Genomic DNA, 12,806 nt, shown 5'->3' with positions numbered 1-12,806 from the left:
TTCGCTCCGGTGCATGAACGGGGTCCTTTCGCTGCTCACTGCGGGTCTTTGCCGACGAGGCCGGACAACGTGCGCAGTTGTGCGTTCATCAGGTCGTGGGCGCCGTCGACGAGGTCCTCCAGGGAGGCGAGCTGCTGTCCGGCGACCGCGGTGAGGGCGCGTGGAGCGGTGCCGACTGCGGGGGCGGCGGCGACGGCGGCGGGTGAAGGCGCCGGGACGACGGCGGCCGGTGGGGTGGCAGCAGGTGAGGGCGGGACCGGCCCGGACGCCCCGTCCGCCGGTGAGGGCGCGGCGTCCACCGGCGTCTTCGCCCGGGTGAGCCGGGGCGGTTCCGGCGCCGGGTACGGCTCGCGGCGGAAGGGATAGCCAGGCAGCCGGACCCGGCCGCCGCCCGCACCCACAGCGCGCCAGTCGACACTCAAGCCCCGGCGGTACAGCTCTGCCAGCGCCTCGTGCAGCCCGCCGGCACCGGCCGGCTCCCCCGGCCGGCTCGCGGTCCAGTGACTGCCGGGCAGCGCCGTCCTGCCCAGCGACGTGAGCACGTCGGCGGGCCCGAGCTCGAGGAAGTCGGCGTGGCCCAGCCTGTGCACGGCGGCCAGCGTCCGCTGGAACAGCACGGGCCGGCGTGCCTGACGCACCAGATGTTCCGCGTTCACGACAGATCCCGCGGGGAGCACCTCGCCCGCCGCGCTGTGGCCGCACGGCAACCGCAGCGGTGCGAACGTGAGGGACTCGGCGGCCTCCCGCAGGGCGGGGAGCACCGGGTCGAGCAGCGCGGAGTGGAAGGCCCGGTCCACATCGAGCGGTCGGCAGGCGATGCCCTGTCCGGCCAGCACCCGGTGAGCCGCCTCGATGGCCTCGGGGGAACCGGACAGCACGAGAGAACGCGGCCCGTTCACCGCGGCGGTCTCCACCTGCAGCCCGGCGCACAGCTCCGTGACGGTGTCGGCGTCGCCGTGCAGGGCCAGCATGCGGCCGGGCGCGGCTTCCCGCATGATCTGGTCCCGTGCGGCGGTGAAGCGCAGCCCGTCGGCGAGTGAGAAGGCACCCGCCGCGCAGAGCGCTGCGATCTCGCCGAGACTGTGCCCGAGGACGCACTCGGGCTCGACTCCGAACTGCCGCCACAGCCGTACGAGTGCCATCTGCAGGGCGAACTGGGCTGCCTGAGTGACCGCTCCCGCACCGTCCGAAGGCGGTGTCAGGAGCACGTCGAGCAGACTGCCCTGTGCCACCTGCCGGTATGTCTCCTCGCACTCGTCCAGGGCCTCGCGCACGACGGGGTACCGCCGGTACAGCTCCCGTGCCGTTCCCGCGGTGGCCTGGCCCTGCCCGGAGAAGGCGAAGGCGATCGGCCCCGCGGTGGCCGGCTGTTCCTCGTCGGGCAGCCGCAGGAACCGGTCGAGGCCGTCGGCCAGTTCGGCAGCGGTCCGGCCGTGCACCACCGTGCGGTGGGAATGATGCGTGCGGCCGAGCGCCAGCGTGGTGTGGACGTCGGCGACGCCGAGGCTGGGGCGTGCCCGCAGCTCGTCCCGCAGCCGCGTGGCGACCTCCTGAAGGGCTTCCCGGGATCGTGCGCTGATCGGGACCGGAAGCGGATGCGCGGGCTGCGGGCGGACCGGCGCCGCCGGCGCCTCCTCGAGGAGTACATGGGCGTTCGTACCGCCGAATCCCAGCGCACTGACTCCGCCACGACGCGGGACGCCCCGCGGGGTCCGCCACACCTCGGCCGCGGTGGCCAGGCGGAATGGACTGGTCTCCCAGGGCAGCCGGGGATTCGGCCGGGTCACGTTCGCGGTGGGCACGATGGTGCCGTGCCGCAGCATCAGCACCGTTTTGACGAGCCCCGCCATCCCGGCACAGGTGTCCAGATGTCCGAGGTTGGGTTTGACGGAGCCGAGGGCGCAGAACGCGGTCCTGCCCTGCTGCGAGCGGTACGCCCGCGACAGCGCCTCGAACTCCACCGGGTCGCCCAGTTCGGTTCCGGTGCCATGGGCCTCCACATGGCCGACGGAATCCGCGTCGATGCCCGCGCGGGCCAGCGCGAGCCGGACGACCTCCGTATGGCCCCGCACGCCGGGGGCGGTGAAACCGGCCTTGGCGGCGCCATCGTTGTTGACCGCGGAGCCGAGGACGACCGCTTGAATGTCGTCACCGTCGGCAAGGGCGGCATCCAGCCGCTTGAGCAGCACGACGGCGACGCCGTTGCCCCCGACCGTGCCGTCCGACTCGGCATCGAAGGCCCGGCACACCCCGCTCGGGGACAGGATGAACTCCGGGTCGTGCGCGTACCCCGCGTCCTGGGGCATGTGCACGGCCGCGGCCCCGGCCAGGACCAGGTCGTTCTCGCCCGACAGCAGTGACTGGGCGGCCAGATGGACCGCGACGAGCCCGGTCGAACAGGCGCTCTGGACGGCGACGGCCGCACCGGTGAGACCGAGGCGGTAGGCGACCCGGGTGGCGAGGAAGTCCTGCTGGCCGCCGATCAGCCCCTGCATCTCCTCCATGAGGTTCGCCGAGGGCGTGGCGCCCCCCATGCCGTGCCGGGCGAAGTACGGCAGTGCGGGGCCGTACAGGTTCATCCCGCCGCCCGCGTAGACCCCGATGCGGCGGCCGTGGGACCCGCCCGCGTACCCGCCGTCCTCCAGGGCGTGGGCACAGCACTCCAGGAACAGCCGGTGCGCCGGATCGGTGAGGCCTGCCTCTTTCCGACTCATGCCGAAGTGGTCCGCGTCGAAGCACTCGACGTCGTCGATGACCCCTGCGACCCGCACCCGTCCGTCGCCCTGCCCGCTGCCCAGGCGGCGCACGCTGCTTCGGCCGGCGCGCAAGTTCTCCCAGAGCGCGGCGAGGTCCGGTGCGCCCGGCAGACGCGCGGCCATGCCGATCACGGCGATCCGCCCGTCGGTGGGCGCCGGCGCGGGCCCGGGGCCCCGGGGCACGTCGGCCGCGCCGGGCGCGAGGTGGGCGGCGAGCGCGGCGATGCTGCTGTGTTCGAACAGGGCGGTGTCGTCCAGGGAGAGGCCGAGCGTGGCTTCCAGGCGGAGCTTCACCCGCATCAGCACCAGGGAGGTGAGTCCCAGGTCGAAGAACGAGGCCTGCGGATCAGCGGTACCGCCGAGCACCTCCTCGACGAGCGCACCGATGCGCTGACGCAGCTCCCGCTCGGTGAAGGCACCCATGTCAGCGCTCCTCTTCCTGCAGGACGGCCAGGCGGTGTGCGATCCCGCGGACCGTGGGGGCGGCGAAGAAGTCGGCCACGGGGATGCGATGCCCGAACTCCATGAAGACGCGCTCCAGGACGCGCACTGCTGACAGCGAGTTGCCGCCGATGTCGAAGAACGAGCGGTCCGGCGCGATCGAGTCGAGGCCCAGCTCGGCCGCCCAGAGCTTGTGCACCCGTCCTTCCAGCTCGCTGATCTCGAAGTCCGTTTCCGCGACGACCGGTTCGGCCCGCAGGGTGAGGAGTTCGTCGCGGGCGAGTTTGCCGGTCGCCCCGTACGGGATCCGGTCGAGCCGCACCCAGGACTGCGGTACGAGGTAGTGCGGCAGCATCGCGGCGAGCTGCGCGCGCAGCGGGGCGCTCCAGTCGCCGTCGGGCTCATGCGGAGCCGACAGCACCACGAAAGCGGCGAGTTCGGTGTCACCGGCCTCGTCGGGACGGGCCAGGACGACGGCCTCGCGGACACCGTCGAGGCGGCCGAGCGCCCACTGCGCCTCCTCGGGTTCCACCCGGTAGCCCCGGATCTTCACCTGGTCGTCGAGGCGGCCGATGTACTCGAGGACGCCGTCGGCCCGCCAGCGCACCAGATCACCGGTGCGATAGCGCCGATCACCCGAGCCGGGCGCTTCGAAGAAGCTGCGAGCGGTGGCGTCGGGGTTGTTGTGGTAGCCGTGCGAGACGGCGACACCGCCGATGACGAGTTCGCCGGGGACGCCGACCGGCACCGGCCGTCCCGAGTCGTCGACGACGTCGAGCGTGACATTGTCCACGGGCCGTCCGATCGGTACCACCGTCTCGGTCTCCGGATCCACCTGGTGCGAGGTGACCACGACCGACGTCTCGGTGGGCCCGTACTGGTTGTACATCCTCAGCTCGGGGCACTGTGCGGCAAGTTCGCGCAGCTCGGGGGTGAGTGTCAGCTTCTCGCCGCCGATGAGCAACTGGCGCAGGGACGGCACCGTCCTGAGTTCGTGCACCAGGTACTTGAGGGGCGTGAACGGCACGCTCATCCGCTGCACCTCGAAGTGGCGCAGCTGCGCCGCGACGGCTGCCGGGTCGTAACGGGTCTCGTCGTCGATGGTGATCAGCACCTGCCCCGAGGCAAGAGTGGAGAAGATCTCCTGGACGCTCACGTCGAAGCCCGCCGAGGCCCACTGCACGGTTCGCATCGCGCCGAGCGTGCGCAGTTGCCAGCGGATCAGGTTCACCGGTCCCCGGTGCGGCACGGCCACCGGCTTGGGGCGGCCGCTGGAGCCCGAGGTGTAGATGAAGTACGCCGTGGCCTCGTCGTCCACGGTCCGGTCCAGCGGCCCGTCCGCACCGCTCGGCGGCACGTCCTCCAGCCACTGCACCGGGCAGGGCAGGGTGTCGGCCACGTCGTCGTCGAGCGTCCGGTCGGCGATGACGAGCCGGGCTCCGCTGTCCGTCAGCATGAAGGCGCGCCGCTCGGCCGGCAACGCGCGGTCAACCGGCACGTAGGCCGCACCGCATTTGAGCACGGCGAGTACCGCCGTCACCAGACCCGGCCCGCGAGGCACGCTGACCGCGGCGACCTCACCCTCGGCCAGACCCCGGTCGGCGAGTCGCCGTGCCAGGCGGTTGGCCGCGGCGTCCAGCTGCGCGTAGGTGAGCGGGTCGCCCACGCCGGCCACCGCGAGGGCGTCCGGTGTCAGGGCGGCCTGCTTCTCGAACAGTCCGTGGAGCGTGGCGGGTTCGGGATCGGTGCGCTCGCCCTGGAAACCGGCCAGCGTCCGCTCGTCCCGTGCGGTCAGCGCCGGCAGCGCGGAGAGGGCGGCGCCGGGAGCTTCGACCGAGCCGCGCAGCAGGTGCTCGACGTAGTCGACGATCCGCCGCACCGTCGACTCGTCGAAGAGGCCGGCGTCGTACTCGACGGTGCAGCGGATGCCGGTCGCGTGGTCGGTGAAGTAGAAGGTCAGGCCGAACGGCGCCTGTGTGCGCGGCACCTGCCGGAACTCCGCCGTCAGCTCGCTGGACTCGAAGACGGAGTCCAGCTCCTCCTCGTACTCCACCATGACCTGGAACAGCGGGTTCGCGCCACTGCCGCGGTCCGGGTTGACGGCCTCCACGATCCGGTCGAACGGGACGTCCCGGTGGTCCATGGCCTCGGTGGTGCGGGCCTTGACGCGGTGCAGCAGCTCACGGAAGCCGATGTCACCGGACAGGTCGAGCCGCAGCGCGACCGTCTCGACGAACATGCCCACCACGTCGGCGGCGTCCTCGGGCCGGTTCGTGACCGCCGTGCCGATGACGATGTCGTCCTGCGCGGCGAACCGGCCGAGGGTGGCGGACACGGCACCGAGCAGTGCCATGAACGGCGTGCAGCCCTCGGCTCGGGCGAGATCGCGGACACCGCCGCTCAGCTCGCCGTCGATCTCGGCGACCAGCGTCGCTCCGCGCACCTCGTGCCCGGGGGAGCGCGGCCGGTCGGTGGGCAGGGTGAGCGGGGTGGCGTCCGCCAGCTCCCGCTGCCAGTAGGCCAGTCCGTCGGCAGTGCTGCTCTCCGGCGTGCCGGTGGGCCACGGGGGCAGTTCGGGCAGATCGGTGGGCTCGCCCGGCCAGGCGCGGTAGTACGCGGCGAGGTCCCGGCACAGGATGCGGGTCGACAGGGCGTCCAGCACGGTGTGGTGAGCCACGAGGTACAGCAGATGACGCTCTGCGTCGAGCCTGCCGATCCTGGCCCGTATCAGCGGGCCGGTGGCGAGGTCGAAGTCCGCTTCGTCCTCGAGGTCCCGCAGCCGCAGCAGTGCCGCCGTGTCGTCCAGGCCGGTCAGTTCCGTCACCGGGCAGCCCACCGCGATCGTGTCGAGCACCACCTGTTCCAGTCGGCCCGCGCGCTCCCGGAAGACGGTGCGCAGTTGGGGATGGCGTGCCACGACGCGACGCAGGGCGACCCGCAGCGCGTCGCTGTCGAGCGGACCCTCGATGAGCAGGGCCTTGGGCTCGTAGTAGGTGTGGCTCCCGGGGTTCATCCGGTCGAGTAGCCACAGCTGGCGCTGCAGCGGGGTGGCAGGGGCGTTGCGGGGCGTGGCGGCGGGGACGGGGGCGGTTTCGGTCCGGGGCTCGGTGCACGCGGTGCGCAGCCGGTTGAGCTCGGGCAGTCCGCCGAGCATCCGCTCGGGGGCGACCCCGAAGTCGATGAAGCATCCGATCTCGTCCGCACCCGCGGCCGTCAACGAGTCCAGAACGGGGCGCACTTCGGCGGCGCTGCCGATCAGGGCCCGGGATGCGCAGTAGCGCTCGTAGGCCATGTCGAGCACGTAGTCGAGGTCGTCCTGGTGCGTGGTCAGCAGATCCACGTCGATGCCGAGGCTGTTGGCGGCGTTGTCGAACAGGTCGATCGAGGAGCGCAGGTAGTCGCAGAACGGCTTGCGGGCCTCCTGCCTCGCACGGTCCGCGTCGGGCCCGAGATAGGTGTGCACCAGGACCACGACGCGTCCGGTGGCGGGATCGAGACCGTGGGCCGCGCGGGCGGCACGGTAGCGGGCGATGTTCGCCGCGAGGTCCTCGACGCTCTGCGCCATGAGGTTGGTGACGATGCCGAGTCCGGCCCGTGCGGCCCGCTCGTAGCTCTCGGGGTTGGACAGGACCGCGGCGAACAGCGGGATGTCATCGCCCTGAACGGGCCTGGGGTGCAGGCTCACCTCTGTCGCGTGGCCGGAGCCCGAGGTCATGGTCAACGGCCGGCCGGACCACAGGTGCCGGAACGTGTCGAGGTGTTCGTACATGATGTCCCGCTGCCGGCCGTAGTTCTCCGGTGCCAGGACGAAGTCGGTGGAGTGCCAGCCACTGGCGAAGCCGAGGCCGACCCGTCCTTGGGAGAGGTTGTCGACGACGGCCCACTCCTCGGCCACCCGGACGGGGTGGTGCAGGGGCAGCACGACGGATCCCGCGTGCAGTCGGACCCGGGAGGTGCGTGTGGCGAGGGATGCTGCCAGGACGGAAGGGTTGGGGAACAGCGCGCCGAACGAGTGGAAGTGCCGCTCCGGCAGCCACAGGGCGTGGAAGCCCTGCTCGTCGGCGTACTCCGCGGCCTGCAACAGGTGCTGGTAGGCGACGGCACTGTCGGGTGCGGGATAGTCGCCGAAGAAGTAGAGGCTGAAGTCGGGTGTCGTGCGCGCGGTGGTGCCGGCAGGCACGGGGCCGGGTGTGCCGGCAGGGGACACCGACACCCGGGCCGGCGGACGGCGGGTCGTCACGGGGACAGGAGCAGGCCCGGAGGCAGTGGCGTCGGTCCGGTCCGTTTCGGGTGCGGGCCGGCCGGCGGGCGGGGCGGGCGGGGCGCCGACGGCCTCGCCGGGTCGCAGACCGCTGAGTACCTTCAGCTGTTCGGCCGTCAGCTCGGAGAACCGGGCCATCATCTTGCCCGCCAGCTGCAGTTGGTCGGTGAACAGGGCGAGCGCGGACTCGAAGGCGTCTTCGGCCGGCACCGGAAGTGGTGCGGCGGGCGTGGTGGGCACGGGAGCCGGCCGGGCGGACTCCGCGGCCGCTACCGGCACCTGAGCCGAGGGGGCCGGGGTGGCCGGGGCGGTGGGGTCAGCGCTGTTCATGGCACGGCCTGCCACCGTTGCGGCCAGCTTCTCCGGGGTGTCGACGTCCGTGAACAGTTCACGCAGCGTCACCCGTACCCCGAACTCGGACTGTACGGCCCTGGCCAGCGCCATGAGCGACAGCGAGTCCGCCCCCGCGGCGACGAACGGACGTCCTGGGTCGAGCTGTCGCGCCGGGAGCGCAAGCCGGTCCGAGACAAGGGCGAGCACCTCGCCCGCGTTTACGGTCACTTCCGCTGCTCCATTCCTCGGGCTCATGCCTCACGCCGCCAGAAGACGCCCAGGCCGTCGATGTCCTGGATGGGGTCCGTGACCCCGAACTTGGCCCTCCAGTCGTGCACGGCTTCGGCGCACACGGGGATGTGGTAGTCGTCCACGATCACGAACCCGCCGGGCGAGAGCTTGGGGTACAGGTGGACCAAGGTGTCCATCGTCGACTCGTAGAGGTCGCTGTCCAGCCGCAGCACGGCGAGCCGGTCCACCGGGGCGGTGGGCAGCGTGTCGCGGAACCAGCCGGGCAGGAACTGCACCTGGTCGTCGAGCAGGTCGTAGCGCTCGAAGTTCCGGCGGACCGTGGGCAGATCCGTCGCCATGAAGTCGTTGTAGCGGTCGGAGGCGAGCTCCCGGTCGCCCGCGTGGGTCGACGCGTCCGCCGCCGGCATGCCCTCGAAGGAGTCCGCCACCCACACGCGACGGTCGGTCACTCCGTGGGCTTTGAGCACGGCCCGCATGAAGATGCAGGTACCGCCGCGCCACACACCGGTCTCGATGAAGTCACCGGGTACGCCGTCCGCGAGCGCTGTCTTCACGCAGTGCTCGACGTTCTCGAGACGACGTATCCCGATCATGGTGTGCGCCACGCTCGGCCAGTCGACACCGAGTCTGCGGTTGAGCTCGTCGTACTCGTGCGCCGGGGCCCAGCTGGCCGGTACGGGCGCGTCCTCGTAGATGGTGTTCGCCAGTACCTTCTTCATCAGATCCAGGTAGAGCTGTGCCGTCGGATCCATGCAATCGTTCCTGTCGGATGGGGTGCGTCTCAGGCTTTGGTGGCAAGGGGCGGCTGGGCCGCGACCGGCGCGGGCGCGTCGTTGCCGGACACCCGCACGTACCAGACCGCGACCAGGATCAGTGCGCAGATCTCGGCCAGCGCGACCGCGTCGAAGGAGCCGTGGAATGCGGTCTCCGCGAGGTAGGTGACGCCTGGCAGGGTGGTGAGGAGGACCATCGCCACCATGGGGTCGGTACGTTGCAGTCCCGTCTGCAGCGCGAACAGCGGAAGGGTCACCGCGAGCACGCCGGTGAACACCATGGCCGGCAGTTCCCCCGTCCAGTTGCCGCCTGGTCCGCCGACGAGGAGCAAGAGCAGCCCGCCGCACAGGTAGGTGAGGTGGAACCGGTGTGCCGTGACATACACGGGGTCGACGTTTCGCCGCCCCAGCTCGGTGGACAGCAGTGCGAGTACGGGCGCGCCGACCCCGGCGACGATCACCAGGACGAGGCCTGCCGCCGCCCCGGGCCCGACCGCGCTGTCCGAGGTGAACCGCTGCCCGATCGCGACACCGAGCAGCACGAGCACGACCGCTGCGTACCAACCGTGCCGGGACACTCGGCGCCCCTGCCCGGCGAGGCCGAGCAGCGCGAGCACGATCGGGCCCATCGCCGTCTCGACACCGGTTGCCAGCGTGGCGGGCACCCAGGTCAGGGAGGCGTAGAAGCTGAGGAAGGTGACGGCCGTGACGACGTTCATCGCCACGAGCAGACCGCGGGTCCTGGGGGCGGCGACGGTCCGTCCCCTCCGCAGACGACGGACCAGCAGGACCGTGTTGAACAGCACTGCGGCGGCGCCGAATCCGGCACAGGAGAGGGCCAGGCTGCCGCTGGAGTCCAGGGAGCCCGACACGAAGCCGTACACGCCCGCCTGCAGCAGTACGGAGGCGACGATGCAGAGGACGGGCATGGTCAGCCTCCGACTCCGGTGACTTGGAACAGGGTTCCCGAGTCCTCCATCTCGTGCAGCACCGCGAGGCTGTGCTCGATGAGTTCGGTGTCCTCGTGCACGAAGAAGGCCGTGCCGCAGGAACCCGTGGTCAGCTGGGTGTCCCGCAGTACGTCGTTGACCTGCGGCAGCCGGGCCACGCTGTGGAAGCCGGGCAGCCGGCGCAGTTCGCGCAGGCCGTCGGCGGAGGTCAGGATGCCCGGGCGGTCGGCGCGGAGGAAGACCTTGGCCAGGGTGCGGGCCGGCCCGTACGGCAGGTCGAACCGGTTGTGGAAGTCGTCCGGCCGCAGCAGCCGTTCGGCGACCAGGTGAGGGCTGCTGTAGCCGAAGGCGCAGTGGTAGGCGTCGGGTGACAGATAGGGGCCCATCAGCCGCGAGTTGACTTCGACGAGCCGGGGTCCGTCGGCGGTGAGCATCACCTCGGTGTGGGCCGCGCCGTCTTTCAGGCCCAGCGCGTCGAGGCAGCCCATGGTGTAGTCGACGAGCTCCTGCTCGCGCTCGTCCGGAATGGTGCGGCTGATGATGTGCCGCAGTACCGGGCTGCCTTCGATGCGATCGATGCGCTCGGCGTACAGCTCGGCGAGCAGATGCCGCCCGTCCATGCTCACCGTGTTGACGATGTACTGCGATCCGGACAGGAACTCCTGTGCGAGGACGCCTTCGTTGATCTCGCCCATGAGGTTGCGCTGTCCCACGACCGCTCGGAAGGCGGTGAGGGCCTCGTCCGCGGTGGGGCAGATCCGGCAGCCGTCGCTGCCCGCACTGTTGAACGGCTTGATCACCAGCGGGTACGACGCCCAGGAGGCGAGGAGGGCCCTCAGCTCGTCCTCGGTGCGCACGACAGCGCTGCGGGCGTGGGCGAGGCCGGCCTCGGCGAGAGCCCGCTGCATCCGGTACTTGTCGCGGCGGGCCGAGCGCAGTTCATGCCTGTGATGAGGGAGTTGGAGCCGCTCGGCGAGTTCGTCGGCGAGGGTGACACCGAACTCGCTGCCCGCGACGACGGCGCGCACACCCAGTGCGCGCAGCTGCTCCGCCGTGCTGTCGAGGTCGGTGTGCAGGACGGTCTTGATGCCGGTGCGCTCCGTGCCCGCCAGGGGCGCGCGGTCCTCCGGATGGACCTCGAGGAACGCGGCCCCTTCCTCCTGGAGGGCGTCGGCGAGCTGGGCGCCGCTGGAGGCCGGGATGACGAGCGCGATCACAGAGCGGTCCTTTCGGCGAGCGGGGCTGATTCATCGGTGCGGGGCCGGACGACCTGGTCTCCCGCCACGGCCGCGTGCTGGGCGGCCGCCCGCAGGTAGTTGACGATGGGGTGACGGGCACCTGCGGCGGCACCGAGGACCCAGATGCGTTCCGGGCTGCCCCGTTCGGGAAACCGGACCCTCAGGTCGGCGAGGAGCTCGGGCTGCGGGCCGTCCCCGTCGTAGCCGACGTGCAGTCGGCCCGCGGTTCCGGTGAGCCGTCGAGTGCGGTATCCGGCGGCGACGACCACGTGGTCGAAGCTCTCGTGCGAGCCGTCCGGCCAGTGCACCCGCCAGCCGGCGTCGGTCCGCTCGATCCGCCGCGGGTAGCCGGGGGCCACGCGCAGCCTGCCCGCCGAGGCGTGGGAAGCGAGCAGCTTGGCGTTGCGCACCGGGATCGCGGAGATGTACCGCGACATCAGGGTGCGGTAGCGGGCGAGGACGTCCGCGGCGGCCCGGGGCCGCCAGTACGGCACGTGCTCGTTGAGCGCGTCGATGACCTCGGCGACGATGTCCTGCCACGGCACGCGACCCTCGCCGGCGAACTGGGCCTCCTCGTGCAGCAGCCTGGTGGCCGTGGCCGCCCCGGAGCGGGTGCGGACGCCGCCCGTGGTGGGGTGGCTGCGGCGTATGGCCCGCACGAGCATGCGGGTGAGTGAGCCGTCGAAGGAGGATTTCTCGGGGTCGAGTGCTGCCCAGTCGCGGCGGCCGATGGCGGGCTCGGCGCTGCGGCGCAGTCGGGTGCGTACGGCCGGCAGGGTGGCGGAAGGCGAGGTGAGGACACAGTGCCGACGGCCCTGCTGGGACAGGACGAGAGCGGCGTCGATGGCCGACAGCTTGGAGCCGAGGACGAGGACCCGCGCGTCGTGGGGCAGGCGCCGCAGCCGGTCGGCCGGATAGGGCGATTCGAGGAGGCGCGGGTCGCCCTGATGGGCCCTGACCTCGGCGGGCAGCCGGGGGGCTTCGGAGCCCGCGCAGAAGAGGATGTCGGTGCCCGTGACGGTGGCGCCGTCGCCCAGCTCGACCTGGTACGTGCCGTCGTCGAGGCTGTTGATGGCGACGGCCCGTTCCCGGATGTGGGTGACCCGGGTGCCCGTGGCGCGGGCCCGGTCGCGGTACTGGCCGTAACGCTCCCGGCAGTACTGCCCGACGAGATAGCGGGGCACGAAGTCGTCGCGGTGCACGGGATGTCCGCGCGCCGCCAGGTAGTCGAGGAAGTCGGAGCGCCCCTCGCTCAGCAGGGACGTCACGTCCACGGAGGTGTTGCACACAAGCGTGGGGTCGGTGGTGCCGAAGGCGGTTCCGAACCCGATGGCACCGGGCGCCACCAGGGTGATGCGTTCGATGCCGGGCGCCCCGGCCACGTGGGCCAACGCGCTGACAGCGGTGGCGCCACCTCCGATGATGACGATTCTCTTGGTCACAGGCCTGTCCGTCGCAGCTCAACTGGTTCCCGGCCGGGCAACTCGGCCGGGGCGGGCATGTGGGTGTCGGCTGGTTCCAGAGGTGAAAGGGGAACCTTGTCGGGGGTGCTGGTGATCATGAAACCGGGCACGGCGATGCGTGTCTTCATTCCCGTCCGCTCACTTGCTGATGGGTCTTAGGACCTGGCTGGGTCGGCGGTTCCCGGTCGGCCGGTCCTGGTCCAGGACGGGCCGACGGGCTCGGCTCGGCCGATGGCGTACGCGACCTGGGCCTCAGATCGTGAGGCGAGGGTTCGGGGACCACCGACGGTGCGTCGCGGTCTGCCGGTACCGGCTTCGCGCAGACCTCGCAGGAGGAGG

6 protein-coding genes are annotated in these 12,806 nt (G+C 71.6%); all 6 read right to left on the bottom strand.

What is annotated here, in order from left to right; translation table 11 throughout:
• Window positions 1-35: 35 nt before the first annotated feature.
• The 6 genes from SSQG_RS04840 to SSQG_RS04815 are packed head-to-tail and all read right to left on the bottom strand — an operon-like array spanning window position 36 to window position 12,446.
• Window positions 36-3,179, bottom strand: a complete 3,144-nt coding sequence (locus SSQG_RS04840) for a type I polyketide synthase (RefSeq protein ID WP_003988591.1) — start codon at window positions 3,177-3,179, stop codon at window positions 36-38.
• A gap of 1 nt (window position 3,180) precedes the next feature.
• Window positions 3,181-8,019, bottom strand: a complete 4,839-nt coding sequence (locus SSQG_RS04835; RefSeq protein WP_052310238.1) for a non-ribosomal peptide synthetase — start codon at window positions 8,017-8,019, stop codon at window positions 3,181-3,183.
• Window positions 8,020-8,042: 23 nt separating this feature from the next.
• Window positions 8,043-8,795: a TylF/MycF family methyltransferase gene (locus SSQG_RS04830; RefSeq protein WP_003988589.1), complete on the bottom strand. Its 753-nt coding sequence runs from the start codon at window positions 8,793-8,795 to the stop codon at window positions 8,043-8,045.
• Window positions 8,796-8,824: 29 nt separating this feature from the next.
• Window positions 8,825-9,745 carry a hypothetical protein gene (locus SSQG_RS04825; protein WP_003988588.1) on the bottom strand — a complete coding sequence of 307 codons (921 nt, stop codon included), beginning with the start codon at window positions 9,743-9,745 and terminating at the stop codon, window positions 8,825-8,827.
• A 2-nt stretch (window positions 9,746-9,747) separates the two neighbouring features.
• Entirely contained in the window at window positions 9,748-10,983 is a 1,236-nt protein-coding gene (locus SSQG_RS38105; protein WP_003988587.1) for an ATP-grasp domain-containing protein, read from the bottom strand.
• On the bottom strand, window positions 10,980-12,446 hold the full coding sequence (locus SSQG_RS04815) for an FAD/NAD(P)-binding protein (RefSeq protein ID WP_039931961.1): 1,467 nt from the start codon (window positions 12,444-12,446) through the stop codon (window positions 10,980-10,982). Before SSQG_RS04815 ends, SSQG_RS38105 begins: the two co-directional genes overlap by 4 nt.
• Window positions 12,447-12,806: the final 360 nt, after the last annotated feature.

The organism is Streptomyces viridochromogenes DSM 40736 (assembly GCF_000158955.1).
Lineage (GTDB): Bacteria > Actinomycetota > Actinomycetes > Streptomycetales > Streptomycetaceae > Streptomyces > Streptomyces venetus.
Note: the sequence above shows the minus strand (reverse complement) of the source record. Positions and strands in the feature narration are given on the sequence as shown.

Bases quoted from the DNA above. Each gene is read 5' to 3' on its own strand.
- SSQG_RS04840 (WP_003988591.1), bottom strand. From the start codon at position 3,179: ATGGGTGCCTTCACCGAGCGGGAGCTGCGTCAGCGCATCGGTGCGCTC.
- SSQG_RS04830 (WP_003988589.1), bottom strand. From the start codon at position 8,795: ATGGATCCGACGGCACAGCTCTACCTGGATCTGATGAAGAAGGTACTG.
- SSQG_RS04825 (WP_003988588.1), bottom strand. From the start codon at position 9,745: ATGCCCGTCCTCTGCATCGTCGCCTCCGTACTGCTGCAGGCGGGCGTG.